The organism is Pseudomonas sp. ICMP 8385 (assembly GCF_002699915.1).
In the GTDB taxonomy this organism is placed as follows: domain Bacteria; phylum Pseudomonadota; class Gammaproteobacteria; order Pseudomonadales; family Pseudomonadaceae; genus Aquipseudomonas; species Aquipseudomonas gessardii.
Map to the genome: position 1 here is coordinate 287,280 of NZ_LKBY01000001.1, position 26,969 is coordinate 314,248.

Genomic DNA, 26,969 nt, shown 5'->3' on the forward strand with positions numbered 1-26,969 from the left:
AACGGGGGATAGGGGAGAGGGCGAGATGAAGAGAGGGGCTAAGGCTTACGCGGATCAAATGTGGCAATGGGCTTGTGTGGGAGCGGGCTTGCTCGCGATAGCGGTGTATCAGCCAAGTATCTTTCAACTGACCTACTGCCATCGCGGGCAAGCCCGCTCCCACAGGGGGTATCTGTGTGGGTCAGGACTGGTACTGGCTGAGCAGCCGCTCCATTCGCGCATCCATCCGGCGCTTGATCTCGGTTTCGATATGCGGGGCAAAATCGTCGATCACGTCCTGCATGATCAATTGCGCCGCGGCGCGCAGTTCGTTGTCCAGGTGCAGCAGCAGGGCGTCGGGGGCTTTTTCGGCGGCCGGTTCTGCTTGCACGAGGGGCGGTTCGACCGGCTCGGCGGCGGCAGGCTTGGCGCCGACCAGATCGAACAGCAGGGGGATCTGTACTTCGCCGGTGGCGACGGTCTCGGTCAGCAGCGGCGGTTGCAGGTTGTCATCACCCAGCAACTGGCGGATCGACTCAAGGTCGTCCAGCAGGTGGTCGGAGGGTTTTAGCGGGTTTGAAGTGTCCATCATGTGCTCAGAGTCGCTGTAATCGGTGATCTTGCAGAGAATAGCCCTGTTCGCGGTAGAAACGGAAACTCTCCCGCGCGGCCTGACGAATAGCCGGATCTTCCACCACCACTTCCGCCACCCGGGCGAACCCCTTGGCAAAGGCCGGCACTTTCAGGTCCAGGTTGACCAACAGGTCATGGTGATCACCACAACTGTCGCCTACACCCAGCACCACCAGCCCCCCTGGCTCCGATTCTGCGGGGCCGTGGGGCACGAAGCTCTCGCCCTTGAAGCGCCACAGGCGGGCATCGAGGTCTTCGCGCTGGGCGGCATCGCTGCAATGCAGATAGATGCGGTGGCCCATGCGCCAGGCCTTTTCCGTGAGTTTGCAGGCAAAGTCCAGGCGAGCCGAAGGATCGGCGCTGGGTAATATATAGAAGTCGACTTGGGTCATTACATTTCCAGGCAGGCACGCAAAACCCTGTAGGAGCCTGTAAATCGGCTCCTACAGGGTTGCGTTTAGGCTTTGGCGCGATCCAGCAGGTACTGGGTCAGCAGCGGCACCGGACGGCCGGTAGCGCCCTTGTCCTTGCCACCGCTGGTCCAGGCGGTGCCGGCGATGTCCAGGTGGGCCCAGTTGAAGTTCTTGGCAAACCGCGACAGGAAGCACGCGGCGGTGATGGTGCCGGCCTTTGGCCCGCCAATGTTGGCGATGTCGGCGAACGGGCTGTCCAGTTGCTCCTGGTACTCATCGAACAGCGGCAGTTGCCAGGCGCGGTCGTCGGCGGCCTTGCCGGCGCTGAGCAGTTGCTCGACCAGCTCGTCGTTGTTGCCCAAAAGGCCTGAGGTGTGGGAGCCCAGGGCGACGATGCAGGCCCCGGTCAGGGTGGCGATATCGATTACCGCTTGCGGCTTGAAGCGCTCGGCGTAGGTCAGGGCATCGCACAGCACCAGGCGGCCTTCGGCGTCGGTGTTGAGGATTTCCACGGTCTGGCCGCTCAGGGTCGTCACGATATCGCCAGGGCGGGAAGCACCGCCGCTCGGCATGTTCTCGGCGCAGGCCAGGATGCACACCAGGTTGATCGGCAGCTTGAGCTCCAGCACGGCGCGCAGGGTGCCAAAGACACTGGCGGCGCCGCCCATGTCGTACTTCATCTCGTCCATGCCGGCGCCCGGCTTGAGGCTGATGCCGCCGGTGTCGAAGGTGATGCCTTTACCGACCAGGGCGAACGGCTTGTCGGCTTTCTTGCCACCGTTGTATTGCATGACGATCAGGCGTGGCGGCTGGTCGCTGCCCTGGCCCACGGCATAGAACGAGCCCATGCCCAGTTCCTTGATCTTTTTCTCGTCCAGGACTTCGACTTTCAGGCCCTTGAACGCTTTGCCCAAGGCCTTGGCCTGCTCGCCGAGGTAGGTCGGGTGGCAGATGTTAGGTGGCATATTGCCCAGATCGCGGGTGAACGCCATGCCGGTCGCGATAGCCTGGGCGTGGGTGGTGGCGCGCTGCACTTCAGCCTGGGCGGCCTTGATGGTCAGCAGGGTGATTTTCTTCAGGGCGCGGGGTTCGGCTTTCTGGCTCTTGAACTGATCGAATGTGTAGCCACCGTCCAGCAGGGTTTCGGCCAGCAGGCGGGTCTTGCCATAGCTGTCGCGGCCCTTGACCACGATTTCGTCCAGCGCCAGTGCCGCATCGCTGCCGCCCAGGCCCTTGAGGGTGCCGAAGATGGCGCTGATGATTTTGCGGAACGGGCGGTCGCCCAGTTCGGCATCCTTGCCCACGCCTACCAGCAATACGCGGTCGGCCTTGAGGTTGGGCAGGCTTTGCAGCAGCAGGCTTTGGCCGACCTTGCCGGCCAGGTCGCCACGCTTGAGCACGGCGCTGATGGCGCCACCGCTCAGTTCGTCGACTTGCCTGGCGGCCGCGCCGAGCTTGCGGCCTTCGCCGATGGCGACCACGAGGGTGGCGGTCTTCAACGTTTCGGGGCTAACGCTTTTTACAACCAATTCCATGTTCGGGTCCCTTATATAAGGTCAAAGAGCCTGGAGTCTGTACTCCGGCCTGTAGGCTGGGCTCGCCTGAGCGAGCGCGACAAAGCCAGCAGTTTGTACCGCGCCGCCTCAGCCTGACAACCCTTGAGGCCAGCTTTGTGCACGGGTGTGAGCAAGCTCCGTGACAGGCGCCGACAATCACAGGATAATGCGCCATCTTTTTCGCCGGCCCGTGTCAACGGGGCGACTTGATATGCTTGCTTGTTTGGCCGCCTTAGCCTGACAACCCTGGAGTGTCTGGTTTGATTGTCTTCCGTTATCTGTCCCGCGAAGTTCTGCTGACCCTGAGTGCCGTGAGTGCGGTGTTGCTGGTCATCATCATGAGTGGTCGTTTCGTCAAATACCTGGCCCAGGCTGCCTCGGGGGCCCTGGATCCCGGTTCATTGTTCCTGATCATGGGCTTTCGCATGCCAGGGTTCCTGCAACTGATCCTGCCCCTGGGCCTGTTTCTCGGGATCCTGCTGGCCTATGGCCGGCTCTACCTCGAAAGCGAAATGACCGTGCTCTCGGCCACCGGCATGAGCCAGCAGCGCTTGCTGGCCATGACCATGGTCCCGGCCACCGGCGTGGCGCTGGTGGTGGCCTGGCTGAGTCTGAGCCTGGCGCCTCAGGGCCTTATGCAGTTCCAGCTGGTGCTCAACAAACAGGACGCGATGACCGAGTTCGACACCCTTGAGCCGGGCCGCTTCCAGGCACTCAACGATGGCACCCGTGTGACCTACACCGAGCGCATGACCGATGATCGGACCAACCTCGGCGGTGTGTTCATTTCCGAGAAGCGCCTGGGCCAGGACAAGAAAGACCGTGGCATTTCCGTACTGGTGGCCGATAGCGGGCGCCAGGAAGTACGCCCGGACGGCAGCCGCTACCTGATCCTGGAAAACGGCTATCGCTACGACGGCAGCCCCGGCCAGGCCGACTACCGCGCCATCAAGTACGACACCTACGGCGTCATGCTGGCCCGGCCGGAAGTCAGCAACGAGGTCACCGACCGCGATGCCCTCCCGACAAGTGCCCTGATCGGTAGCAAGGAGTTGCGGGCGATCGCCGAGCTGCAATGGCGCCTCTCCCTGCCGCTGCTGGTGTTTATCGTCACCCTGATGGCGGTGCCACTGTCCCGGGTCAACCCGCGCCAGGGCCGCTTCCTCAAGCTGCTGCCGGCGATTCTGCTGTACATGGCCTACCTGACCATCCTGATTTCCGCCCGCGGCGCCCTGGAGAAGGGCAAGCTGTCGCCGCTCCTGGGGTTGTGGTGGGTTCACGGTATCTTCCTGATGATTGGCCTGGGCCTGCTCTATTGGGAACCGATTCGCTTGAAAATGCAGAGCCGTCGCGGCATGAAGGAGATGGCTCGTGGGTAAGCTGGATCGCTACATCGGTAGCAGCGTACTGGTCGCCATCCTGGCGGTATTGGGCATCATCCTCGGCCTGGCGTCGTTGTTTGCCTTTATTGATGAAGTGGGCAACGTCACCGAGACCTATACGGTCACGGACGTCCTGAGCTACGTGGCACTGACCGCGCCGCGCCGCCTCTACGACATGATGCCGATGGCCGCGCTGATCGGCTGCCTGATCGGCCTGGGCAGCCTGGCCAGCAACAGCGAACTGACCATCATGCGCGCGGCGGGGGTGTCTGTTTCCCGTATCGTCTGGGCGGTGATGAAACCCATGCTGCTGCTGATGGCCGCCAGCGTGCTGATCGGCGAATACGTGGCGCCACCGGCGGAAACCACCGCCCAGGCCAACCGTGCGCTGGCCCTGGGCTCGGGCGATGCCCAGAGTTCCAAGCGCGGCCTGTGGCACCGCCAGGGTGATGAATTCATCCACATCAACGCGGTGCAACCCGGCGGCCTGCTGGTGGGTGTGACCCGTTATCGCTTTGACGATGAGCGCCACATGCTGTCGTCGAGCTTTGCCAAGCGCGCCCAGTTCAGTGACAACCAGTGGGTGTTGAGCGATGTCACCACCACCCATTTCCGCAATCCCGGCAAAGGCACCGAGGCCAGCACCGAGGTGATCAATGAGCCGACACAGGCCTGGGACATTGCGCTCAAGCCAGAACTGCTCAATACCGTGGTGATGATCCCGGAAAGCCTGCCGATCTCCGGTTTGTGGAGCTATATCCACTACCTCAAGGAGCAGGGCCTGAACAACGGCCGCTACTGGCTGGCATTTTGGGTCAAGGTGTTGCAGCCGCTGGTGACCGCCGCTTTGGTATTGATGGCGATCTCGTTTATTTTCGGCCCGTTGCGCTCGGTAACCCTGGGCCAGCGTGTGTTTACCGGGGTCTTGGTGGGGTTCACCTTCCGTATTGCCCAGGACTTGCTGGGGCCGTCGAGCCTGGTATTCGGTTTCTCGCCGCTGTTTGCGGTGCTGGTGCCGACCACTATCTGTGCCCTGGCCGGCTTCTGGCTGTTGCGCCGGGCCGCTTGATCCGCGCGTGTTGAACAAAAAATGCCCCATTCGCAAGAACGGGGCATTTTTGTTATTGGTCGTCAAAGATGACGCCTGGCCTGAGCATCAGGTACAATTCCCGGCTATTTTTCAGCGGGCAATCTGCCTGCAGCCTTTTTGAGTGTTGATCCGTGAGTGATTTGAGTCATATCCGCAATTTCTCCATCATCGCCCACATTGACCATGGTAAGTCGACGCTGGCCGATCGATTCATCCAGATGTGCGGCGGCCTTGCCGAGCGTGAAATGGAAGCCCAGGTTCTGGACTCCATGGACCTCGAACGCGAGCGCGGGATCACCATCAAGGCCCACAGCGTTACCCTGTACTACACCGCCAAAGACGGTATCAAGTACCAGTTGAACTTCATTGATACCCCGGGCCACGTCGACTTCACCTACGAAGTCAGCCGTTCCCTGGCCGCCTGCGAAGGCGCGCTGCTGGTGGTGGACGCAGGGCAGGGCGTTGAAGCCCAGTCCGTGGCCAACTGCTACACCGCCATCGAGCAGGGCCTGGAAGTCATGCCGGTGCTGAACAAGATCGACCTGCCGCAGGCCGACCCGGACCGCGTGAAGGAAGAAATCGAAAAAATCATCGGCATTGACGCCACCGACGCCGTCGAGTGCAGCGCCAAGACCGGCCTGGGCGTCGACGAAGTGCTCGAACGCCTGGTCAAGACCATTCCCGCTCCTACCGGCAATATCGAAGATCCGCTGCAAGCGTTGATCATCGACTCCTGGTTCGACAACTACCTGGGCGTTGTGTCCCTGGTCCGTGTGCGCCACGGCCGGGTGAAGAAGGGCGACAAGATCCTGGTCAAGTCCACCGGCAAGATCCACCTGGTGGACAGCGTCGGTGTCTTCAACCCGAAACACACCGCCACCGTTGACCTGAAAGCCGGTGAAGTAGGCTTCATCATCGCCGGTATCAAGGACATCCACGGTGCACCGGTCGGTGACACCCTGACCTTGAGCTCGACGCCTGATGTCGACGTGCTGCCAGGCTTCAAGCGCATCCAGCCACAGGTCTACGCCGGCCTGTTCCCGGTCAGCTCCGACGACTTCGAGGATTTCCGCGAAGCCCTGCAGAAGCTGACCCTCAACGACTCGTCGTTGCAGTACACCCCGGAAAGCTCCGACGCCCTGGGCTTCGGCTTCCGCTGCGGGTTCCTGGGCATGCTGCACATGGAGATCATCCAGGAGCGCCTGGAGCGCGAGTACGACCTGGACCTGATCACCACAGCGCCAACCGTTATTTTTGAGCTGGCGCTGAAAACCGGTGAAACGATTTACGTCGACAACCCGTCCAAGCTGCCGGACCTGTCGTCCATCGAAGACATGCGCGAACCGATCGTGCGGGCCAATATTCTTGTGCCGCAGGAGCACCTGGGTAACGTCATTACCCTGTGTATCGAAAAACGTGGCGTGCAGCACGACATGCTGTTCCTCGGCACCCAGGTCCAAGTGACCTATGATTTGCCGATGAACGAAGTGGTCCTGGACTTCTTTGACCGCCTCAAATCCACCAGTCGCGGCTATGCTTCGCTGGATTACCATTTCGACCGTTACCAATCGGCCAATCTGGTGAAGCTCGATGTGCTGATCAACGGCGACAAGGTCGATGCCCTGGCGCTGATCGTGCACAAGGATAATGCGCACTACAAAGGTCGTCAGTTGACCGAGAAGATGAAGGAACTGATTCCGCGCCAGATGTTCGACGTCGCGATCCAGGCCGCCATTGGCGGGCAGATCATTGCGCGGACCTCCGTCAAGGCTCTCAGAAAGAACGTACTGGCCAAATGCTATGGCGGCGACGTCAGCCGTAAGCGCAAGCTGCTTGAGAAGCAAAAGGCCGGTAAAAAACGCATGAAGCAAGTGGGCAACGTGGAAATTCCACAAGAAGCCTTCCTTGCGGTGCTCAGGTTGGATAGTTAGGTCCTATGTCACTAAATTTCCCGCTGTTGCTGGTCATCGCCGTTGCCGTCTGTGGTCTCCTGGCGCTGCTCGATCTGCTGTTCTTCGCCCCGCGTCGTCGGGCGGCCATCGCGTCCTATCAGGGCAGCGTCAGCCAGCCCGATGGCGTAGTGATCGAGAAGCTCAACAAAGAGCCCTTGCTGGTTGAATACGGCAAGTCGTTCTTCCCGGTGTTGTTCATCGTGCTGGTGTTGCGCTCGTTTCTGGTAGAGCCGTTCCAGATTCCTTCGGGCTCGATGAAACCGACCCTGGATGTGGGCGACTTCATCCTGGTGAATAAATTTTCGTACGGGATCCGCTTGCCGGTGATCGACAAGAAAATCATCGAGGTGGGTGATCCGCAGCGCGGCGATGTGATGGTGTTCCGCTACCCAAGCGACCCGAACGTCAACTACATCAAGCGTGTGGTCGGCCTGCCGGGTGACGTGATCCGCTACACCAGCGACAAGCGCCTGTTCGTCAATGGCGAGTCGGTGGCCGAGAAACTCATCGGTTCCGAGCCGAACACCCTGGGCAGCGCCGAGCTGTACGAGGAAAAACTCGGAGCGGTAGAGCACCAGATCCGCAAGGAAATGAGCCGCTACCGTTCGCCGCCCGACAACCAGTGGACCGTGCCTGCCGGGCACTATTTCATGATGGGCGACAACCGCGACAACTCCAACGACAGCCGCTACTGGGATGACCCAAGCATTCCCAAGGCGCTGTTGGGCATGGTTCCCGACCAGAATATCGTCGGCAAGGCCTTTGCGGTCTGGATGAGCTGGCCGGAACCCAAGCTCAGCCACCTGCCGAACTTCTCGCGGGTAGGGCTGATCAAGTAATCCATGCGGCGCTGTGAACACAGCGCCGAATGCTTTTCTGGGGCTTGGACATTGGTCCGGCTTCGAGCAATACGCAGCATTGCCAGGATTTGAATTTGAACACAGCGTTAATCGTCGATGGCCTTTGCCGCCACGTACTGACAGTAGGTAAACCGTGAGCGTTTCTTTGAGTCGTCTTGAGCGTCAGCTCGGCTACACCTTCAAGGACCAGGAATTGATGGTCCTTGCCCTTACACACCGCAGTTTTGCCGGGCGCAACAATGAACGCCTGGAGTTCCTCGGTGATGCCATCCTTAACTTCGCCGCGGGCGAAGCCCTGTTCAACCGCTTCCCCCTGGCCCGTGAAGGCCAGCTGTCGCGCTTGCGCGCACGCCTGGTGAAAGGCGAGACCCTGGCCGTACTGGCCCGTGGTTTTGACCTGGGCGAGTACCTGCGCCTGGGGTCCGGCGAGTTGAAGAGCGGCGGTTTCCGTCGCGAGTCGATCCTGGCCGATGCCCTGGAAGCCCTGATCGGTGCGATCTATCTCGATGCCGGGATGGAAGTGGCCAAGGAGCGGGTCATGGCCTGGCTGGCGTCGGAAATCGACAGCCTGACCCTGGTGGATACCAACAAGGATCCCAAGACCCGCCTGCAGGAATTCTTGCAGTCGCGTGGCTGCGAACTGCCACGCTACGAAGTGGTGGATATCCAGGGTGAGCCGCACTGCCGTGTGTTCTTCGTCGAATGCGAAGTCACCTTATTGAACGAAAAAAGCCGAGGTCAGGGTGTGAGCCGTCGTATTGCCGAACAGGTAGCGGCCGCTGCAGCACTGATTGCCCTGGGCGTGGAGAATGGCCATGACTGATTCAACCGCAACACGCTGTGGCTATGTTGCCATCGTCGGCCGTCCCAACGTGGGCAAGTCCACGCTGCTCAACCATATCCTGGGGCAGAAGCTGGCGATCACCTCGCGCAAGCCGCAGACCACCCGCCACAACATGCTGGGCATCAAGACCGAAGGCCACGTGCAAGCGGTCTATGTCGATACCCCGGGCATGCACAAAGGCGGCGAGAAAGCCCTGAACCGCTATATGAACAAGACCGCTTCGGCGGCGTTGAAAGACGTCGACGTGGTGATCTTCGTGGTCGACCGCACCAAGTGGACCGATGAAGACCAGATGGTCCTGGAACGTGTGCAGTACGTTACCGGCCCATTGATCGTCGCGCTGAACAAGACCGACCGCATCGAAGACAAAGCCGAGCTGATGCCGCACCTGAGCTGGTTGCAGGAACAACTGCCGAACGCCCAGATCATGCCGATCTCGGCCCAGCACGGGCACAACCTCGAAGCCCTGGAGCGGGTGATCGCCGGCTACCTGCCGGAGAACGAGCACTTCTTCCCGGAAGACCAGATCACCGACCGCAGCAGCCGTTTCCTCGCTGCCGAGCTGGTACGCGAGAAAATCATGCGCCAGATGGGCGCCGAGCTGCCGTACCAGATCACCGTGGAAATCGAAGAGTTCAAGCAGCAGGGCAAGACCCTGCATATCCATGCGCTGATCCTCGTCGAACGTGACGGCCAGAAGAAAATCATCATTGGCGACAAGGGCGAGCGCATCAAGCGCATCGGCACCGAAGCGCGCAAGGACATGGAAGTGCTGTTCGATTCCAAGATCATGCTTAACCTGTGGGTGAAGGTTAAGGGTGGCTGGTCCGATGACGAGCGCGCGTTGCGTTCCCTGGGCTACGGCGACCTGTAAAACACCGTAGTACCTCTGTGGGAACCGGCTTGTGTGGGAGCTGGCTTATGTGGGAGCTGGCTTGCCTGCGATAGCATCGCCTCGGTCTACTTGATACATCGAGGCGTCTGCATCGCAGGCAAGCCAGCTCCCACACAAGCCAGCTCCCACATTGGTTTATCGCTGTTCTTAAGTTCCGCGAAGAGACATTCATGTCCCAATCCCCACCCCCCAGCCAACCCGCCTACGTCCTGCACAGCCGCGCCTACCGCGAGACCAGCGCCCTGGTGGACTTCCTCACGCCCCAGGGTCGGCTGCGTGCGGTATTGCGCAGCGCGCGGGGCAAGGCGGGGACGCTGGCGCGGCCATTTGTGGCCCTGGACGTGGAGTTTCGTGGCAAGGGCGAGCTGAAAAACGTCGGCCGCCTGGAAAGCATCGGCACCTCGGCCTGGCTCAATGGCGAGGCGCTGTTCAGCGGCCTGTACCTCAATGAGCTGCTGATCCGCCTGCTGCCCGCCGAAGACCCGCACCCCGCAGTGTTCGATCACTATGCCGCGACCCTGCTGGCCCTGGCTGAAGGCCGTCCCCTGGAGCCGCTGCTGCGCGCTTTCGAGTGGCGCCTGCTCGACGACCTGGGCTACGGCTTCGACCTGCACAACGACCTGCACGGCGAGCCCATCGCCAGCGACGGCATGTACCGCCTGCAAGTGGACGCCGGGCTGGAGCGTGTCTACCTGCTGCAACCCGGCCTGTTCCAGGGCACCGAGTTGCTGGCCATGGCCGAGGCCGAGTGGAGCGCGCCCGGTGCCTTGTCTGCGGCCAAGCGCCTGATGCGCCAGGCCCTGGCTGTGCATCTGGGCGGTCGGCCCCTGGTCAGTCGCGAGTTGTTTCGGAAGCCCTGACATCCCCGTGTATGCTGTACGCCGATTCTTTCCCTTTTCAGGAGCGCTTCCGTGACCACCAGCAATCGCATTCTTCTTGGCGTCAATATCGACCACGTTGCCACCCTGCGCCAGGCCCGGGGCACCCGCTACCCTGATCCGGTCAAGGCCGCGCTGGATGCTGAAGAAGCAGGCGCCGACGGGATCACCGTGCACCTGCGCGAAGACCGCCGGCACATCCAGGAGCGTGACGTGCTGGTGCTCAAGGACGTGCTGCAAACCCGCATGAATTTCGAGATGGGCATCACCGAAGAAATGATGGCCTTCGCCGAGCGCATCCGTCCGGCGCATATCTGCCTGGTCCCGGAAACCCGCCAGGAACTGACCACCGAAGGCGGCCTGGATGTGGCCGGCCAGGAAGCGCGGATCAAGGCTGCAGTCGAGCGTCTGTCGCAGATCGGCAGTGAAGTCTCGCTGTTTATCGACGCCGACGAACGGCAGATCGAAGCCTCGCACCGCGTGGGCGCACCGGCCATCGAGTTGCACACCGGTCGCTACGCCGATGCCACCACCCCGAGCGAAGTCGCTGACGAACTGCAGCGCATCATCGACGGCGTGGCCTGCGGCCTGCGCGAGGGCCTGATCGTCAACGCCGGCCATGGCCTGCATTACCACAACGTCGAAGCCGTGGCGGCGATCAAGGGCATCAACGAACTGAACATCGGCCATGCGCTGGTGGCGCACGCGCTGTTCGTCGGTTTCAAGGGCGCGGTCGCCGAGATGAAAGCGCTGATCCTGGCTGCCGCCAAACACTGACCAACGCTGAAAATCCAGGGTGGGGCGCGCTTGTGTGGGAGCGGGCTTGCTCCCACATGCGGCAATGCGAAGCCTTACTGTTTAGCCGGCAGGGGTGTATCGTATTTGCCCTTTGCAGGCCTTGCGCCCGCGCAGATCCGTGAGGTTGTTGTGTCCCGATCCTTTTCCCGTCGACAAATCCTTGGTGGCCTCGCCGGCCTGGCAGTGGTGGGCGTCGGTGCCGGTGGCGCCTATCGCTATTGGCTGGGGAAAGTCGCGGACGCCAGCGCCGGGCGTGATTACGAGCTGATCGCCGCGCCCCTGGACGTGGAACTGGTGCCGGGGCACACCACCCAGGCCTGGGCGTTCGGTCCCTCGGCGCCGGGCACCGAGTTGCGCGTACGCCAGGGTGAATGGCTGCGGGTGCGCTTTATCAACCACCTGCCGGTTGCCACCACCATCCACTGGCACGGTATCCGCCTGCCCCTGGAAATGGACGGCGTGCCCTATGTCTCGCAACTGCCGGTATTGCCCGGCGAGTATTTCGACTACCAGTTCCGCGTGCCGGATGCCGGCAGCTACTGGTATCACCCCCATGTCAGCAGCAGCGAAGAGCTGGGCCGTGGCCTGGTCGGGCCGTTGATTGTCGAAGAGCGCGAGCCCACCGGCTTCCAGCATGAGCGCACCCTGAGCCTGAAAAACTGGCATATCGACGAACAGGGCGAATTTGTCGAATTCAGCATCCCCCGCGAAGCCGCCCGTGGCGGTACGGCCGGGCGCCTGTCGACCATCAACGGTGTGCCGCAGGCGGTCATTGACCTGCCGGCCGGGCAAATCACCCGGGTGCGCCTGCTCAACCTCGACAACACCCTGACCTATCGCCTGAATATCCCCAACGCCGAGGCGCAGATCTACGCCCTGGATGGCAACCCCATCGAGCCCCGGCCCCTGGGCAAGGAATACTGGCTGGGCCCGGGCATGCGCATCTGCCTGGCGATCAAGGCCCCGCCGGCCGGCGAAGAACTGTCGATCCGCAATGGCCCGGTACGCCTGGGCACCTTCCGCTCGGTGGCCAACACCGAGGCGCCCGGCGAGTGGCCACCTGCGTTGCCGGCCAACCCGATTGCCGAGCCGGACCTGGCCAATGCCGAGAAACTCAACTTCAATTTTGAATGGGTCGGCCAGGTCTCGGTCAATGTCGAGAACGGTAAACCGCCGAGCCTGTGGCAGATCAACGGCCAGGCCTGGGACATCACCGACAAGACCTGCGCCGACCGCCCGATTGCCAAGCTGCAATTGGGCAAGAGCTATATTTTTGAATTGAAGAACATGACCCAGTACCAGCACCCGATCCACTTGCATGGCATGAGCTTCAAGGTCATCGCGTCAAACCGCCACAAGGTCACGCCGTACTTCACCGACACCTACCTGCTGGGCAAGAACGAGCGCGCCCGCGTGGCGTTGGTGGCGGATAACCCCGGGGTGTGGATGTTCCATTGCCATGTGATCGACCATATGGAAACCGGCCTGATGGCCGCCATCGAGGTGGCGTGATGCGCCAGGTTCGCCCCACGGCCATCATCGACCGCAGCCGCGACCAGGACTTTATGCGCCAAGCCCTGGCCCTCGCCGCCCAGGGCGCGGCCCTCGGCGAAGTACCGGTGGGCGCGGTGCTGGTGCAGGACGGCGCAATCATCGGCCGCGGCTTCAATTGCCCGATCAGCGGCAGCGACCCGAGCGCCCATGCCGAGATGGTCGCCATCCGCGCGGCGGCCCAGGCCGTCAGCAACTACCGCCTGCCGGGCAGCACCCTGTATGTGACCCTGGAACCGTGCAGCATGTGCGCCGGGCTGATCGTCCACTCGCGCATCGCCCGGGTGGTGTACGGCGCGCTGGAGCCCAAGGCTGGGATTGTGCAGAGCCAGGGGCAGTTCTTTACCCAGGGCTTTCTCAATCACCGGGTGTTGTTTGAAGGTGGGGTGTTGGCTGAAGAGTGCGGGGCGGTGTTGAGTGAGTTCTTCAAGGCCAGAAGGGCCAAGCCCAGCACCTGATCTCAAGGTGAAAACCCAATCAATGTGGGAGCTGGCTTGCCTGCTCCCACATTTTTGATCTGCATTTTCTCAGGGAGATTGGGAGTTACTTCTTGGCGATGATCACCGCCCGCATCGGCGCCGGCAGCCCTTCAATCGTCTTGCTGTGGTCCTCAGGATCGAGGAAGTCACTCAAGGACTGATACTTCATCCACTCGGTGCCACGCTGTTCCTCGACCGTGGTCACGCTCACATCCACGCAACGCACCTCACTGAACCCGGCACGCCGCAGCCATAGCATCAGCGCCGGCACCGAAGGCAGGAACCACACATTACGCATCTGTGCGTAACGGTCTTCTGGCACCAGTACCTGTTGTTGATCACCCTCGATCACCAATGTTTCCAGCACCAGTTCGCCGCCCTTGACCAGGCAGTCCTTGAGCGCCAGCAAATGCTCGATGGGCGAGCGGCGGTGGTAGAACACGCCCATGGAGAACACCGTGTCGAAACCTTCCATGTTCGGCGGCAGGTCCTCGAAGGGGAACGGCAGGTGCCAGGCGTTAGGGGCCGACAGGTAGCGCTGCACCGCCTGGAACTGGCAAAAGAACAGCCAGTTGGGGTCGACGCCAATCACGCTGTCGGCCCCGGCGCCGAGCATGCGCCACATGTAATAGCCGTTGCCACAGCCCACATCGAGGATGCGCTTGCCTGCAAGGTTCAGGTGCGGCGCGACCCGCGACCATTTCCAGTCCGAGCGCCATTCGGTGTCCACATGCACCCCGAACAGGTTGAACGGGCCTTTGCGCCACGGGCTCAGGCCCATCAGCGCGGCATGCATCTGCTCACGGGTGGCGTCATCGCAAGCGGTGTCGAGGGTCAGGCCGTTCAGCAGGTCGACTTCGCTAGGCAGAATCTTGGGCAATGCGTCCAGCGCACTTTGCCAGCGCGCCAGGTCGCCATGGCCCTTTTCCATTTTTGCATCGAGTTGTGCTTGCAGGCCCTGGGCCCATACGGCCAGGGGAGTGCCGACCAGATGGCGGGCGAGGGGAGACAGATCAATCATGGCAAGGCAATCAACGAGGCAAAGTTAAGACACTGGAACCACGGCACGACTTTCGAGAACCCGGCCGCCAGCAGGCGTTCGCGGTGTTCTTCGAGGCTGTCGGGCTTCATGACGTTTTCGATGGCGCTACGCTTCTGGGCGATTTCCAGTTCGCTGTAGCCGTTGGCGCGCTTGAACGCCACATGCAGGTCGGTGAGCAGCGCGTGTTCCTCGGCATCATTGAAGCGCAGTTTTTCCGAGAGAATCAGCGCGCCACCGGGCAGCAGCGCCTGGCGAATCCGCCCAAGCAGCGCCAGGCGCTCCTCGGGGGCAATGAATTGCAGGGTGAAGTTCAGCGCCACCACCGAGGCCGGCTGAAACTGCAGGGCGAGGATATCGCCTTCGATCACCTGCACCGGCAACAGCTCCTGGAACATCGAGTCCTGGCCGTTGAGGTATTCGCGGCAGCGCTCGACCATCGCCGCCGAGTTATCCACCGCGATCACCCGGCAGCCGTCGGTGCGCACATGGCGCCGCAGGGCCTGGGTCACCGCGCCCAGGGACGAACCCAGGTCATACAGCACGCTGCCCGGCTGGGCGAACTGCGCCGCCAGCACGCCGAGGTTCTCGACAATGGTCGGGTAACCGGGCACCGAACGCTTGATCATGTCCGGGAACACCCGTACCACGTCCTCGTTAAAGGCGAAGTCCGGCACCTGGGGCAAGGGCTGGGCGAATAGGCGATCGGGTTCTTTGCTCACGGCTGTTCCGGCGACGAAGTGGAAAAGGCCGGCATTTTAGCCAGGTTGGCGAGGCGATGCGCGGGTTGTCTGATGGAAAGCCGATGCGGTGATGCCCCATTGCCCCAACCAATAGGTAATGATCAACAGATACGGCGCGGCATCGAAGGTCACCACAAAGCGGTTGATGCCGATCAGCGTGTCGGAAAACACAAACGACGCCGCCCCGGCCGCCGCCAGTTGTGCCGAGCGCTTGGGCACATCGCTGCCCAATCGGGCCAACGCACGCCAGAGCATGGCGCTGATCACCAGCGCATACACCACCACCGGAATCAGCAAGTCGCCCAGACCGTGGGAAATCAGGATGCTCAGCAAGATTGCGCCAACCACCAGCGCCAGTATCAAGGCAGGCAGCGCTGCACGGCGGCAGTCGCTGAAGTAGGCCTTGAGGTACGCCAGGTGCGCGAACAAAAACGCGCCCAGGCCAAAGATAAACAGGTCGCCGGGCCAGGCCAGCAACACATCGCCCACCAGGGAGAAAATCAGCCCCAGGCTGATCCAGCGTCGATAGTCGCTGGGCGGCGCATCATGCAGCCAACCCAACAGCGCCAAGACCGGCAGCGGCTTGACCAACAGGCACAGCAAGGTGGCGTGCGTGCTCAGACCGTAGATAAAGGTAGCCGCACCCATCAACGCAAGAATCATCCATGGCATATCAGTTCACCGTAATGGCGCAGTCAAAGGTGTCCACCGGATTCACTTCCGGGGCCCAGGGTTGTTGGGAGGTCAGGCGCAGGCGGCCGCTACCGGCGGTAAAGGCCTGGAAGCGCCAGGTGGATTGCCCGGCAGCACCGACCACGCCGGCGTCCTCGGGGTTGCTGTAGACCTCGGGGCCGAGGCTGCGCAGCACGCCGCCGGCCGAATCCTGGATCGCCCAGCGATAACCGGTGGTGGGGTTGCTCGGCAAGGTCAGGGTCAGGTTTTGCCCGGCCTTGAGCTTGAGCGGGCAGGCGCTTTGTTTTTCCACGGTGACGTTTTGCTTCGGTGCACTGGCGCAAGCCGCGAGCAGGGCGAGGCTTAGGGCAAGAAGCAGGCGGGCAGCGGTCATGAAGGCTCCGTTTATTGGCGACGAAGGGCGAGCATAACCGAAGATGAGACAAGGTGTTACAGGGTGGTATTTATGTTGGCTGTGCCGGCCTCATCGCGGGCAAGCCCGCTCCCACACTTGAATGTGTTCACACATCAAAATGTGGGAGCGGGCTTGCCCGCGATGAGGCCAGTGCCGACGCTACAGATCTATCAGAACAACACCTTGGCCACATCCGCAAACCGCTTGGCAAAGTGCACTGTCATGCCGTCCTTGAGGTATTCCGGCAACTCTTCAAAGCTGCCCCGGTTGGGCTCGGGCAGGATCAGTTCATGGATCTTCTGGCGCCGCGCCGCAATCACCTTCTCGCGCACGCCGCCAATCGGCAGTACATGCCCGGTCAGGGTCAGTTCGCCGGTCATGGCCACGCCTTTTTTCGGCGGCTGGTTGCGCGCCAGCGACAGCAACGCACTGGCCATGGTCACCCCGGCACTCGGGCCGTCTTTGGGCGTAGCGCCTTCCGGCACATGCAGGTGCACGAAGGCTTCATCGAAGAACTTCGGGTCACCGCCAAACGACTTCAGGTTGGAGCTGATGTAGCTGTAGGCGATTTCGGCGGATTCCTTCATCACGTCACCCAACTGCCCGGTGAGCTTGAAGCCGCGATTGAGCGTGTGGATGCGCGTCGCCTCGATCGGCAAGGTCGCGCCGCCCATGCTGGTCCAGGCCAGGCCGGTAATCACCCCGGTGCCCGACAGCACTTGCTCGTTGCGGAACACCGGCATGCCCAGGGAGCTTTCCAGGTCCTTGTTGCCGATCTTGATCACCGAGTCCGGCTCGTCCAGCAACTTGACCACCGCCTTGCGCACCAGCTTGCCCAGTTGCTTCTCCAGCTGGCGCACCCCGGCTTCGCGGGCATAGCCGTCGATCAGGGCGCGCAGGGCGCCGTCGGTGATGCTCAGGCTGGTTTTTGCCACGCCGGCTTTTTCCAACTGCTTGGGCCACAGGTGGCGCTTGGCGATGGCGACTTTTTCTTCGGTGATATAGCCCGACAGGCGAATCACTTCCATGCGGTCCAGCAACGGGCCGGGGATCGAGTCCAGGGTGTTGGCGGTGCACACGAACAGCACTTTGGACAGGTCCAGGCGCAGGTCCAGGTAGTGGTCGAGGAATTCGACGTTCTGTTCCGGGTCGAGGGTTTCCAGCAGGGCCGACGCCGGGTCGCCCTGGAAGCTCTGGCCCATCTTGTCGATCTCGTCGAGCATGATCACCGGGTTCATCACTTCCACATCTTTGAGTGCCTGCACCAGCTTGCCCGGCAGGGCGCCGATGTAGGTACGGCGATGGCCCTTGATCTCGGCCTCGTCGCGCATGCCGCCGACGCTGAAGCGGTAGAACGGCCGGCCCAGGGACTCGGCAATCGATTTGCCGACACTGGTCTTGCCCACGCCCGGCGGGCCCACCAGCAGCACGATGGAACCGGCGACTTCGCCTTTATAGGCGCCCACGGCGAGGAATTCGAGGATGCGACTCTTGATGTCGTCCAGCCCCGCATGGTGTTTATCCAGGACTTTGCGCGCGTGCTTGAGGTCGAGCTTGTCCTCGCCATACACGCCCCACGGCACCGAGGTGGCCCAGTCCAGGTAGTTGCGTGTCACCGCGTATTCCGGCGAGCCGGTTTCCAGGATCGACAGCTTGTTGAGTTCTTCATCGATGCGCTTGCGCGCCTGGGCCGGCAGCACCTTGCCTTCCAGGCGTTGCTCGAACTGCTCGACGTCGGCGCTGCGGTCGTCCTTGGTCAGCCCCAGCTCCTGCTGGATCACCTTGAGCTGTTCCTTGAGGAAGAATTCGCGTTGGTGCTCACCGATCTTGCGGTTCACCTCGGCGGAGATTTCCTTTTGCAGGCGCGCAACTTCCACCTCTTTGCGCAGCATCGGCAACACTTTTTCCATGCGCTTGAGCATCGGCACGCAGTCCAGCACTTCCTGCAACTCGTTACCGGTGGCCGAGGTCAGCGCGGCGGCGAAGTCGGTCAGGGGCGACGGGTCGTTGGGGCTGAAGCGGTTGAGGTAGTTCTTCAACTCTTCGCTGTACAGCGGGTTGAGCGGCAGCAGCTCCTTGATCGCATTGATCAGCGCCATGCCGTAGGCCTTGACCTCGTCGGTCGGCTCGCTGGGCTGGTGCGGGTATTCGACTTCCACCAGGTACGGTGGGCGATGGTGCTTGAGCCAGGTCTTGATGCGCACGCGGGTCAGGCCCTGGGCGACGAATTGCAGCTTGCCGTTTTCGCGGCTGGCGTGATGCACCTTGACCAGGGTGCCGTACAGCGGCAGGGCGGAGGTATCGAAATGCCGCGGGTCTTCGGGTGGGGTGTCCATGAAGAACAGCGCCAGGGAGTGATGGTCGGATTTGCTCACCAGCTCCAGGGTCTCGGCCCAGGGCTCTTCATTGACGATCACCGGCAACACTTGCGCCGGGAAGAACGGGCGGTTGTGGATCGGGATGATATAGACCTTGTCCGGCAGGTTTTGCCCAGGCAGGGCCAGGCCGGTGTTGGACGACGGGGTTTGGGCGTTTTCGGGGTCGGCGTAGTCGTTGAGGTCGATATCGGGGAATTCTTGCTGGTCGCTCATGGGGCACCTGCATAGGGAAGTATGGAGGTTAGATGGGGCGGGTCGGCGGTGGTTTCAATGGCGCGGGGTGCTTAGCAACAAATTGCATGATATTAACCCCAGCTGCTCGCCTGCTCGTTCCCACGCTCTGCGTGGGAATGCATCCCCAGGACGCTCCGCGTCCCAAGAGCGGACGCAGAGCGTCCAAGGCGGCATTCCCACGCGGAGCGTGGGAACGAGCAGGTCAGCTGAGCTTCTTGAGGTAGCCCGGCAACGGCTGCTCCGGTAAGACCGACAACACCTTCAAGCGCTGCAACATGCGTTGCCGTGCCCGCTGCAAATGCTCGCGTAGGTTCAGCGCCGCCGCATCGAACGCCCCATGCAGCAGCAATTCCAGGATCAACCGGTGTTCGGCGAGCATCGCAGGATCGGCGCCGATGCCCAGCAGGCGATAGAAAATCCGGCTGATGATCATCGGGCTCTGGCCTTGGCGGATCAGGGCGGCGATCTTGCGGTTCTGCAGGCCTGCCAGGCAGTGCTGGTGCAGGTCGGCTTCCAGCTGTTCGATATCTTCCAGGCTGCAATGGGCGCGGTCTTGCGCGTCGATCACCCGTTGCAACATGGCTTCGAGCACCTCGCGCGCCAGGCCTGGGGCGCTCTGGCGCAGGGCTTCGGGCTCCAGGCAGGCGCGCAGTTCGTAGTCTTCGGTGACTTCCCGGGCGGTCAGCGGCCCGGCCAGCCATTGCGAGTACGGCTCCTTTTCCACCAGGCCACGGTCGCGCAGGCGCATCAAGGCTTCACGCACCACCGCGCGGCTGACGCCATAGTGATCGGCGGCGGCCTGTTCATCGAGGCGGTAGTGGCCGAAGGCGACACAAGTGGACAGCGCCGCGCCGATTTCCTCGACGATCCGCTCGCCCAGGGGCCGGGTGTCTACCAGCTCATCGTCGCCGTTCAGGCCCAGGTGTGCAGGGCTCAGGGGCAGGCGCAGCGGCTCCAGCGCCAGGCCTTCGGGGTTGATCAGGTAGCCCCGGCCATCGAAACGGCAGATCAGGCCTTCTGTATGCAGCAGGTCCAGGGCCTTGCGCACCGGCACGCGGCTGGTGCCGAACAGTTCGGCCAGCGGCGCCTCCAGCAGGACCAACCCGTGGCGCGCGGTGCCGCTGACGATCGCATCCCGCAACAACTGGTGAATCATCGCGTAACGGGAGGCCGAGGCGGACACTGCTTTCATTGCTTTCTCTGGGGCATGTAGGACGGTGGCCGGGGATTCTCTCATAGATGCGCCTGTCACTCTGCGCCACATCGGCGGCGCTTTTTTGGGGCCTGGAATCTAGGGCTGTTACTTTTCTGCACTAAAATGTATTTCTTTATAAAAGATACATTATTTCATTGAAGACCCATCCCTGAAGCCTTGCACGATTTTTTCCCGGACTCGACACCCCCTAGCCCGTAGGTTTTGGCGATATCGCCAGAGCCCAGGCTGCCGTGTGCTGAACGGCTGGCACGAAACCTGCCTTTATAAAATGTACATTTTATTAATATGTACGTTTTAGGTGAGCTGGATGTCAAAGGCCCCTGCAATGGCCGGGGATTTTGCCAGCGGCCGCGACGAGCACTCACGCTTCAAGGAGACACACCATGGCTAAAGACATTCTCTGTGCATTTGGCGTCGACGTTGACGCCGTCGCCGGCTGGCTCGGTTCCTACGGTGGTGAAGACTCACCCGATGACATTTCCCGTGGCCTGTTCGCCGGTGAAATCGGCGCGCCACGCCTGCTCAAGTTGTTCGAGCGCTACGGCCTGCGCACCACCTGGTTTATCCCCGGGCATTCGATGGAAACCTTCCCCGAGCAGATGAAGGCTGTGGCCGATGCCGGCCACGAAATCGGCGTGCATGGCTACAGCCATGAAAACCCCATCGCGATGACGGCCGAGCAGGAAGAAATCGTCCTCGACAAGTCCATCGAACTGATCACCCAGGTCACTGGCAAGCGCCCCACCGGCTACGTCGCGCCCTGGTGGGAATTTAGCAAGGTGACCAACGAGCTGCTGCTGAAAAAGGGCATCAAGTATGACCACAGCCTGATGCACAACGACTTCCACCCCTATTACGTACGCAAGGGCGACAGCTGGACCAAGATCGACTACAGCCAGCACCCCGACACCTGGATGAAACCCCTGGTGCGCGGCGCAGAAACCGACCTGGTGGAGATCCCTGCCAACTGGTACCTCGACGACCTGCCGCCCATGATGTTTATCAAGAAGGCGCCCAACAGCCACGGCTTCGTCAACCCGCGGCACCTTGAAGAAATGTGGCGCGACCAGTTCGACTGGGTCTACCGCGAACACGAACACGCCGTGTTCACCATGACTATCCACCCCGATGTGTCGGGCCGTCCGCAAGTGCTGTTGATGCTGGAACGCTTGATCGAACACATCCAGGGCCATGCCGGCGTGCGCTTTGTCACCTTCGACGAAATCGCCGACGACTTTATCCGCCGCCAACCCCGTACCTGACCCTTTGCCCCCATCGAGGCGCGATCCATGTCTATCTACAACAAGCTCGACCTGACTGGCTGGAAACCCCGGCAACTGACGGCCAAGGAGGTACGCTTTGCCACCTGGATTGCATTTTTTGCCTGGGTGTTCGCGGTGTATGACTTCATCCTGTTCGGCACGCTGTTGCCGGAAATCGGCCGGCACTTTGGCTGGGGTGAAGTGGAGCAAGCCGAGATCGCGACCTGGGTCGCGGTGGGGACGGCGGTCGTCGCCCTGGCCATCGGCCCGCTGGTGGACAGGCTGGGGCGGCGCACCGGGATTATCTTCACCGTCGCCGGCTCTGCCGTGTGCTCGGCGCTGACTGCCATCGGCGGCGCGTGGGGCAAGTCGCCACTGATTCTGATCCGCTCCCTGGGTGGCCTGGGCTATGCCGAGGAAACGGTCAACGCCACCTACCTGAGCGAGCTGTATGCGGCCTCCGACGACCCGAAACTGGCCAAGCGTCGCGGCTTTATCTACAGCCTGGTACAGGGCGGCTGGCCGGTCGGCGCGCTGATCGCGGCGGGCCTGACGGCGCTGCTGTTGCCGATCATCGGCTGGCAGGGCTGCTTTATCTTCGCTGCAATCCCGGCCATCGTCATTGCGGTCATGGCGCGCAAGCTCAAGGAGAGCCCGCAGTTCCAGATCCACCAGCGCATCACCCAATTGCGCAAGCGCGGCGCGGTGAGCGAGGCGCAGAACGTCGCGCTGACCTACGGCGTGGACTACGACGAACACAGCAAGGCCGGCCTCAAGGCGGCCTTCCGTGGTCCGGCACGCCGGGCGACCCTGGTGATCGGCGCGGCGATCCTGCTCAACTGGGCGGCGATCCAGGTGTTCAGCGTGCTGGGCACCTCGGTGATCATCAGCGTGCACCAGATCTCGTTCGAGAACTCGCTGATCATCCTGGTGCTGTCCAACCTGGTGGGCTACTGCGGCTACCTGTGCCACGGCTGGATGGGCGACAAGATCGGCCGGCGCAATGTCATCGGCCTGGGCTGGATGCTCGGCGGCCTGGCGTTTGCCGGCATGCTCTACGGCCCGAGCACGATGCCCATGGTGGTCGGGCTGTACAGCCTGGGCCTGTTCTTTTTGATCGGCCCGTACTCGGCGGCGCTGTTTTTTATCAGTGAAAGTTTCCCCACCAGCATCCGCGCCACCGGCGGCGCGATCATCCATGCCATGGGCCCGCTGGGCGCGGTAGTCGCCGGCTTTGGCGCGACCCAGGTGCTGTCCTCAGGCAGCGATTGGCAGACCGCCGCCCTGTATTTCGGCGCGCTGCCGTGCTTGCTCTCTGGCGCGCTGATGTTTGCCGCCCGCCATGTGCGCCCGGAAACCGTCCAGTAAGGAGTGTTTGATGAACCGTAAAGTCGCCTTGATTACCGGTGCCGCCAGCGGCATCGGCCAAGCCCTCGCCGTGGTCTATGCCCGCGCCGGCGTGGCGGTGGTGGGCGGGTACTATCCGGCCGATCCCCATGACCCGCAAGCCACCGTGGGCCTGGTGCAAGCGGCCGCTGGCGAATGCCTGATGTTGCCGCTGGACGTGGGGGATAGCGCCTCGGTGGATAACCTGGCGGCGCAGGCCACCCAGCATTTTGGCCGCCTCGACTACGCCGTGGCCAACGCCGGCCTGTTGCGCCGCGCGCCCTTGCTGGAGATGACCGACGCGCTGTGGGACGAGATGCTCAACGTCGACCTGACCGGGGTGATGCGCACCTTCCGCGCGGCAACCGGGCAGATGAAAGAGGGCGGGGCGCTGGTGGCGATCTCGTCGATTGCCGGTGGCGTGTACGGGTGGCAGGAGCACGCCCATTACGCCGCGGCCAAGGCTGGCGTACCGGGTTTGTGCCGCTCGCTGGCGGTGGAACTGGCGCCGTTGGGGATCCGTTGCAACGCGGTGATCCCGGGGTTGATCGAGACACCGCAGTCGCTGGACGCCAAGAACTCCCTCGGCCCCGAAGGCCTGGCAAAAGCCGCACGGGCGATCCCGTTGGGCCGGGTCGGGCGGGCGGATGAAGTGGCGTCGCTGGTGCAGTTCTTGACCAGTGAGGCGTCCAGCTACCTGACCGGGCAGAGCATCGTGATTGATGGTGGCCTGACCGTGCGCTGGCCCGACTGACCCCCCTTGAACCCTAAGCAGTCCAAATGTGGGAGCGGGCTTGCCCGCGATAGCGGTATGTCAGTGACAGATTTGCTGGCTGACACGCCGCTATCGCGGGCAAGCCCGCTCCCACAGGGAAGCTCACCCGTCTCAGCAACAGGAGAATCCGCATGCCGCAACTCAGCAACCGCCGCGCCGTGATCACCGGCGCCGGCAGCGGCATAGGCGCTGCCATCGCCCGCGCCTATGCCGTCGAAGGCGCCCGCCTGCTGCTGGCCGACCGCGATGCCGCGAGCCTGGCCGAAACCGCCATCACCTGCCGCAACCTCGGCGCCGAGGTATTTGAATGCCTGGCCGATGTCGGCAGCGTCGACGGTGCCCAGGCCAGTGTCGATGCCTGCGTCGCGCATTGGGGCGGCATCGATATCCTGGTCAACAACGCCGGCATGCTGACCCAGGCGCGCTGTGTCGACCTGTCCATCGAGCAGTGGAACGACATGCTGCGCGTGGATCTGACCAGTGTGTTTATCGCCAGCCAGCGCGCCTTGCCCCATATGCTCGCCCAGCGCTGGGGGCGGATTATCAATATCGCCTCGCAACTGGGGATCAAGGGCGGCGCCGAACTCACCCATTACGCGGCGGCCAAGGCCGGGGTGATGGGTTTTACCAAGTCCCTGGCCCTGGAAGTGGCCAAGGACAATGTGCTGGTCAACGCCATCGCCCCCGGCCCCATCGAGACGCCCCTGGTGAGCGGCATCAGCGACACCTGGAAGCGCGCCAAGGCCGCCGAGCTGCCCCTGGGGCGGTTCGGCCTGGCCGCTGAAGTGGCGCCCACGGCGGTGCTGCTGGCCAGCGAACCGGGCGGCAACCTGTTTGTCGGCCAGACGCTGGGGCCGAACGCTGGCGATGTCATGCCATGACCGGGGCCTGACCATGTGCGGACTCTGCGGACTGCTGGGCGAAGACCTGCACTGGAGCGATCCTTTGGGCGACGAACTGCCCCGGCGCCGCGAACGCCTGCGCCGGATTGCCGCGATCAACCAGGTGCTGGCGGTGTTCCGGCTCAAGGTCGAAGACTTCCAGGGCGCGTCCTACCTGCTGCTTGGCGCCACCGGCAAGCAGGAATTGGCCAGTGGTCTGGACGCGTTGTGGCGCGCGGCAGAAGGCATGCTCGGCCGCCCGCTGGACCCCCTCGATCCCAAACTGCTCGATCACCTGGAAGCTACCCCGCAACGCCTTTAAATCTGGGTGCCGTTCAGAATACTCAAAGCAGCGAAGATCAAATGTGGGAGTGGGCTTGCCCGCGATGCTGGCGCCTCGGTGTATCAGGCAAACCGTAGTGATGCCATCGCGGGCAAGCCCGCTCCCACATTTGGAGCGGGAGGTATAAATATGAGCATCGCACTGAATGTCATCACCGGCTTCCTCGGCAGTGGCAAGACCACCTTGCTCAAGCGCCTGCTACAAGGCGAAAGCCTCGGCGAGACTGCGCTGCTGATCAATGAGTTCGGCGATGTCGGCATCGATCACCTGCTGGTCGAAGCCGTCGCGCCCGACACCGTGCTGCTGCCCAGCGGCTGTATCTGCTGTTCCATTCGCGGCGAGTTGAAAGACGCGCTGCTGGGCCTGCTGCAACGCCGCGAGCGCGGGGAAATCCCGGCGTTCAAACGGGTGATCCTGGAAACCACCGGCCTCGCCGACCCGGCGCCGATCCTAGCCACCTTGAACAACGACGTGCAACTGCGCGGGCGCTTTCATATCGGCCTGGTGGTGACCCTGGTCGATGCTAGCCACGCCGCCCTGCAAGAGCGCCTGCACCCGGAATGGCTGGCCCAGGTGGCGGCGGCCGATCGCCTGCTGCTGAGCAAGATCGATCGGGTGGATAACTGCGATGGCCTGCGCCAGCACCTGGCCGCGCTGAACGCCGGCACGCCGATCCTGAATGCCTGCGAGGTGCATAGCGGCGATCAACTGCTGCTGGGCGAGGGCCTGCGCAGCGCGACGCCGGCCGTGGAAGTCGGGCGCTGGCGGCTGCATCAGGCGTCTTCCACGCCCTCTACCCACGGTGCGGCGCAGGTGTGTTGCCTGACCTTCGACCAACCCCTGGACTGGGTGGGCTTCGGGGTCTGGTTGTCGATGCTGTTAAGATGCCATGGCGAACGCATTCTTCGCGTCAAAGGACTGCTCAACGTGAACGCAAGCTCGGCCCCCATCGTCATTCATGGCGTGCAGCATTGCCTGCATGCCCCGGTTCATTTGCCTGCATGGCCGGGCACGGAGCGCCAGTCGCGCCTGGTGTTTATCCTGCGCGGCCTGGACCCGGCGTTGTTGCGCCGTTCCTTTGAGGTGTTCTCACGGCGGTTGGCAGCATGATTACCCTACGTGTCCTCGGTACTTCAGTGACCCTGCTCGAAGCGTTGCGCGTGCGCGCCGAACAGGAGCTGGGCATCCGCCTGGTGTACCAGGTGCACGATGTAGCACAGGCGCAGCGCATTGCGGTGATGCAGCCCGACAGCTACGACCTCTACGACCAGTGGTTTCACAACGTCGATTTTGTATGGCCGGCGCGGGCGATCCAGCCCATCGACACCCGACGCATTGCCCTGTGGCACGAGATCAACGACCTGCCCAAGCGCGGGCGCCTGAGTGCCAATGACCGCCTGGGCAGCGGCAGCGTGCCCAGCGAGCGCCTGTTCGTGCAGCACGACGGCAGCCTCGGCAGCGCCGTTACCGAGCGCATCAGCATGCTGCCCCTGACCCACAACGCCGACAGCTTTGCCTACCGCCCCGAGCGTTTGCCCGACGGCTTTTGCCGCCGCAACGAAAGCTGGGGCTGGCTGCTGGACCCGGCCTGGCGTGCACGCACCGCGTTGCAAAGCGATGCGGCCATCGGCGCCCTGGATGCCGCGTTGGCGGTGCAGGGGGCGGGGCTGGCCCACTTCAACGACATCGGCAATATGAGCATCGAAGAGATCGATGTGCTGGCTGAGATCCTGGTGCGCAAGCAGAAGGAAGGGCATTTCGCCGCGTTCTGGTCCGACGATGAAGAAGCGGCGCACTTGATGCTCAGCCCCAGCATCGATATCCAAAGCCTGTGGTCGCCGACCTTGATGCGCCTGCATCGGGCCGGGGTCAAATACCGCCTGGCGGTGCCCCGCGAAGGCTACCGCGCCTGGTTCGGCGGCCTGTCGCTGTCGCGTCACGCTAAAGGTCCGGTGCTGGACGCCGCCTACGCCTACCTCAACTGGTGGCTGTCGGGTTGGCCCGGCGCGGTGATGGCCCGCCAGGGTTACTACATCGGCAACCCGGCACGCAGCCGTGACCACCTGAGCCGTGCCGAGTGGGACTACTGGTACGCCGGCCTGCCCGCCCGCGAAGAGCTGCCGGGCAGCGATGGCCTGCCGCTGATCGAGGTCGGCGAGGTGCGCGATGGCGGCTCCTATGAGCAGCGCATGGGACATATCGCCGTGTGGAACTCGGTGATGGACGAGCACAACTACCTGGTGCGCCGCTGGGGCGATTTTATGCGGGCTCGCGCCGTGTAGCCGGTGATTTGTCGTCAAAATAATGTCAGCCCA

The 26,969-nt window shown here is 62.7% G+C and carries 26 protein-coding genes; 17 read left to right on the top strand and 9 right to left on the bottom strand.

What is annotated here, in order from left to right; genetic code table 11:
* Nucleotides 1-181: 181 nt before the first annotated feature.
* From AO268_RS01355 to AO268_RS01365, 3 genes are all read right to left on the bottom strand, one after another.
* Nucleotides 182-568, bottom strand: coding sequence for a DNA polymerase III subunit chi (locus AO268_RS01355; RefSeq protein ID WP_076962433.1), 387 nt, complete (start codon nucleotides 566-568; stop codon nucleotides 182-184).
* Nucleotides 569-575: 7 nt separating this feature from the next.
* A complete protein-coding gene (locus AO268_RS01360) occupies nucleotides 576-1,004 on the bottom strand; it encodes a DNA polymerase III subunit chi (RefSeq protein ID WP_076962360.1) in 429 nt (142 codons plus the stop codon).
* A 65-nt stretch (nucleotides 1,005-1,069) separates the two neighbouring features.
* Complete coding sequence (locus AO268_RS01365; protein ID WP_076962361.1) at nucleotides 1,070-2,560, bottom strand: leucyl aminopeptidase; 1,491 nt, start codon at nucleotides 2,558-2,560, stop codon at nucleotides 1,070-1,072.
* Nucleotides 2,561-2,841: 281 nt separating this feature from the next.
* Here AO268_RS01365 and lptF point away from each other — a divergent pair, with 281 nt between their 5' ends.
* The 10 genes from lptF to tadA all read left to right on the top strand — a co-directional run bounded on the left by lptF (nucleotide 2,842) and on the right by tadA (nucleotide 13,289).
* Complete coding sequence (gene lptF / locus AO268_RS01370) at nucleotides 2,842-3,960, top strand: LPS export ABC transporter permease LptF (protein ID WP_076962362.1); 1,119 nt, start codon at nucleotides 2,842-2,844, stop codon at nucleotides 3,958-3,960.
* Nucleotides 3,953-5,032, top strand: coding sequence for an LPS export ABC transporter permease LptG (gene lptG, locus AO268_RS01375; RefSeq protein ID WP_076962363.1), 1,080 nt, complete (start codon nucleotides 3,953-3,955; stop codon nucleotides 5,030-5,032). Before lptF ends, lptG begins: the two co-directional genes overlap by 8 nt.
* 152 nt (nucleotides 5,033-5,184) lie before the next feature.
* The gene (lepA, locus tag AO268_RS01380) at nucleotides 5,185-6,984 is read left to right on the top strand and encodes a translation elongation factor 4 (protein ID WP_029297480.1); all 1,800 of its coding nucleotides are present in this window, start codon (nucleotides 5,185-5,187) and stop codon (nucleotides 6,982-6,984) included.
* Nucleotides 6,985-6,989: 5 nt separating this feature from the next.
* Nucleotides 6,990-7,844: a signal peptidase I gene (gene lepB / locus AO268_RS01385; RefSeq protein ID WP_076962364.1), complete on the top strand. Its 855-nt coding sequence runs from the start codon at nucleotides 6,990-6,992 to the stop codon at nucleotides 7,842-7,844.
* 154 nt (nucleotides 7,845-7,998) lie between these two features.
* Nucleotides 7,999-8,688, top strand: coding sequence for a ribonuclease III (gene rnc, locus AO268_RS01390; protein ID WP_029297476.1), 690 nt, complete (start codon nucleotides 7,999-8,001; stop codon nucleotides 8,686-8,688).
* Complete coding sequence (gene era, locus AO268_RS01395) at nucleotides 8,681-9,583, top strand: GTPase Era (RefSeq protein ID WP_099167684.1); 903 nt, start codon at nucleotides 8,681-8,683, stop codon at nucleotides 9,581-9,583. The genes rnc and era overlap by 8 nt, the downstream gene beginning before the upstream one ends.
* Nucleotides 9,584-9,774: 191 nt before the next feature.
* On the top strand, nucleotides 9,775-10,464 hold the full coding sequence (gene recO, locus AO268_RS01400) for a DNA repair protein RecO (protein ID WP_099167685.1): 690 nt from the start codon (nucleotides 9,775-9,777) through the stop codon (nucleotides 10,462-10,464).
* A gap of 51 nt (nucleotides 10,465-10,515) precedes the next feature.
* Nucleotides 10,516-11,259: a pyridoxine 5'-phosphate synthase gene (gene pdxJ / locus AO268_RS01405; RefSeq protein WP_076962367.1), complete on the top strand. Its 744-nt coding sequence runs from the start codon at nucleotides 10,516-10,518 to the stop codon at nucleotides 11,257-11,259.
* Between the two features lie 150 nt (nucleotides 11,260-11,409).
* A complete protein-coding gene (locus AO268_RS01410) occupies nucleotides 11,410-12,792 on the top strand; it encodes a multicopper oxidase family protein (protein WP_099167686.1) in 1,383 nt (460 codons plus the stop codon).
* Complete coding sequence (tadA, locus tag AO268_RS01415; RefSeq protein ID WP_099167687.1) at nucleotides 12,792-13,289, top strand: tRNA adenosine(34) deaminase TadA; 498 nt, start codon at nucleotides 12,792-12,794, stop codon at nucleotides 13,287-13,289. Before AO268_RS01410 ends, tadA begins: the two co-directional genes overlap by 1 nt.
* An 85-nt stretch (nucleotides 13,290-13,374) precedes the next feature.
* Here the strand turns inward: tadA and cmoB are convergent, their stop codons facing one another.
* The 6 genes from cmoB to AO268_RS01445 form a co-directional block, all read right to left on the bottom strand.
* Complete coding sequence (gene cmoB, locus AO268_RS01420; protein WP_099167688.1) at nucleotides 13,375-14,331, bottom strand: tRNA 5-methoxyuridine(34)/uridine 5-oxyacetic acid(34) synthase CmoB; 957 nt, start codon at nucleotides 14,329-14,331, stop codon at nucleotides 13,375-13,377.
* On the bottom strand, nucleotides 14,328-15,071 hold the full coding sequence (gene cmoA, locus AO268_RS01425) for a carboxy-S-adenosyl-L-methionine synthase CmoA (protein WP_076962370.1): 744 nt from the start codon (nucleotides 15,069-15,071) through the stop codon (nucleotides 14,328-14,330). The genes cmoB and cmoA overlap by 4 nt, the downstream gene beginning before the upstream one ends.
* Nucleotides 15,072-15,107: 36 nt before the next feature.
* A complete protein-coding gene (locus AO268_RS01430) occupies nucleotides 15,108-15,764 on the bottom strand; it encodes a lysoplasmalogenase (RefSeq protein ID WP_099167689.1) in 657 nt (218 codons plus the stop codon).
* A 1-nt stretch (nucleotide 15,765) separates the two neighbouring features.
* On the bottom strand, nucleotides 15,766-16,158 hold the full coding sequence (locus tag AO268_RS01435; protein ID WP_076962372.1) for a protease inhibitor I42 family protein: 393 nt from the start codon (nucleotides 16,156-16,158) through the stop codon (nucleotides 15,766-15,768).
* Between the two features lie 191 nt (nucleotides 16,159-16,349).
* Nucleotides 16,350-18,770 (bottom strand): endopeptidase La, encoded by a 2,421-nt coding sequence (lon, locus tag AO268_RS01440; protein ID WP_076962373.1) that lies wholly within the window; start codon nucleotides 18,768-18,770, stop codon nucleotides 16,350-16,352.
* A gap of 223 nt (nucleotides 18,771-18,993) precedes the next feature.
* Complete coding sequence (locus AO268_RS01445; protein WP_076962374.1) at nucleotides 18,994-19,983, bottom strand: GntR family transcriptional regulator; 990 nt, start codon at nucleotides 19,981-19,983, stop codon at nucleotides 18,994-18,996.
* Nucleotides 19,984-20,390: 407 nt separating this feature from the next.
* Here AO268_RS01445 and AO268_RS01450 point away from each other — a divergent pair, with 407 nt between their 5' ends.
* From AO268_RS01450 to AO268_RS01480, 7 genes are all read left to right on the top strand, one after another.
* Nucleotides 20,391-21,269 (top strand): polysaccharide deacetylase family protein, encoded by an 879-nt coding sequence (locus AO268_RS01450; RefSeq protein ID WP_099167690.1) that lies wholly within the window; start codon nucleotides 20,391-20,393, stop codon nucleotides 21,267-21,269.
* Between the two features lie 27 nt (nucleotides 21,270-21,296).
* The gene (locus AO268_RS01455) at nucleotides 21,297-22,637 is read left to right on the top strand and encodes an MFS transporter (RefSeq protein WP_099167691.1); all 1,341 of its coding nucleotides are present in this window, start codon (nucleotides 21,297-21,299) and stop codon (nucleotides 22,635-22,637) included.
* Nucleotides 22,638-22,647: 10 nt separating this feature from the next.
* Nucleotides 22,648-23,409 (top strand): SDR family NAD(P)-dependent oxidoreductase, encoded by a 762-nt coding sequence (locus tag AO268_RS01460; protein ID WP_099167692.1) that lies wholly within the window; start codon nucleotides 22,648-22,650, stop codon nucleotides 23,407-23,409.
* Between the two features lie 152 nt (nucleotides 23,410-23,561).
* Entirely contained in the window at nucleotides 23,562-24,311 is a 750-nt protein-coding gene (locus AO268_RS01465) for an SDR family NAD(P)-dependent oxidoreductase (protein WP_076962378.1), read from the top strand.
* A gap of 13 nt (nucleotides 24,312-24,324) precedes the next feature.
* On the top strand, nucleotides 24,325-24,633 hold the full coding sequence (locus AO268_RS01470) for a hypothetical protein (protein ID WP_076962379.1): 309 nt from the start codon (nucleotides 24,325-24,327) through the stop codon (nucleotides 24,631-24,633).
* 150 nt (nucleotides 24,634-24,783) lie between these two features.
* Nucleotides 24,784-25,764 carry a CobW family GTP-binding protein gene (locus AO268_RS01475; protein WP_076962380.1) on the top strand — a complete coding sequence of 327 codons (981 nt, stop codon included), beginning with the start codon at nucleotides 24,784-24,786 and terminating at the stop codon, nucleotides 25,762-25,764.
* Nucleotides 25,761-26,936, top strand: coding sequence for an ABC transporter substrate-binding protein (locus AO268_RS01480; RefSeq protein WP_099167693.1), 1,176 nt, complete (start codon nucleotides 25,761-25,763; stop codon nucleotides 26,934-26,936). Before AO268_RS01475 ends, AO268_RS01480 begins: the two co-directional genes overlap by 4 nt.
* The last annotated feature ends 33 nt before the right edge of the window (nucleotides 26,937-26,969 follow it).

Coding starts and splice junctions, on each gene's coding strand:
- AO268_RS01355 (WP_076962433.1), bottom strand. CDS start 568: ATGGACACTTCAAACCCGCTAAAACCCTCCGACCACCTGCTGGACGAC.
- AO268_RS01360 (WP_076962360.1), bottom strand. CDS start 1,004: ATGACCCAAGTCGACTTCTATATATTACCCAGCGCCGATCCTTCGGCT.
- AO268_RS01445 (WP_076962374.1), bottom strand. CDS start 19,983: ATGAAAGCAGTGTCCGCCTCGGCCTCCCGTTACGCGATGATTCACCAG.
- AO268_RS01435 (WP_076962372.1), bottom strand. CDS start 16,158: ATGACCGCTGCCCGCCTGCTTCTTGCCCTAAGCCTCGCCCTGCTCGCG.
- AO268_RS01465 (WP_076962378.1), top strand. CDS start 23,562: ATGCCGCAACTCAGCAACCGCCGCGCCGTGATCACCGGCGCCGGCAGC.
- AO268_RS01470 (WP_076962379.1), top strand. CDS start 24,325: ATGTGCGGACTCTGCGGACTGCTGGGCGAAGACCTGCACTGGAGCGAT.
- AO268_RS01460 (WP_099167692.1), top strand. CDS start 22,648: ATGAACCGTAAAGTCGCCTTGATTACCGGTGCCGCCAGCGGCATCGGC.
- AO268_RS01480 (WP_099167693.1), top strand. CDS start 25,761: ATGATTACCCTACGTGTCCTCGGTACTTCAGTGACCCTGCTCGAAGCG.
- AO268_RS01430 (WP_099167689.1), bottom strand. CDS start 15,764: ATGCCATGGATGATTCTTGCGTTGATGGGTGCGGCTACCTTTATCTAC.
- tadA (WP_099167687.1), top strand. CDS start 12,792: ATGCGCCAGGTTCGCCCCACGGCCATCATCGACCGCAGCCGCGACCAG.
- AO268_RS01455 (WP_099167691.1), top strand. CDS start 21,297: ATGTCTATCTACAACAAGCTCGACCTGACTGGCTGGAAACCCCGGCAA.
- era (WP_099167684.1), top strand. CDS start 8,681: ATGACTGATTCAACCGCAACACGCTGTGGCTATGTTGCCATCGTCGGC.
- recO (WP_099167685.1), top strand. CDS start 9,775: ATGTCCCAATCCCCACCCCCCAGCCAACCCGCCTACGTCCTGCACAGC.
- AO268_RS01450 (WP_099167690.1), top strand. CDS start 20,391: ATGGCTAAAGACATTCTCTGTGCATTTGGCGTCGACGTTGACGCCGTC.
- lepB (WP_076962364.1), top strand. CDS start 6,990: ATGTCACTAAATTTCCCGCTGTTGCTGGTCATCGCCGTTGCCGTCTGT.
- AO268_RS01475 (WP_076962380.1), top strand. CDS start 24,784: ATGAGCATCGCACTGAATGTCATCACCGGCTTCCTCGGCAGTGGCAAG.
- lon (WP_076962373.1), bottom strand. CDS start 18,770: ATGAGCGACCAGCAAGAATTCCCCGATATCGACCTCAACGACTACGCC.
- AO268_RS01365 (WP_076962361.1), bottom strand. CDS start 2,560: ATGGAATTGGTTGTAAAAAGCGTTAGCCCCGAAACGTTGAAGACCGCC.
- cmoB (WP_099167688.1), bottom strand. CDS start 14,331: ATGATTGATCTGTCTCCCCTCGCCCGCCATCTGGTCGGCACTCCCCTG.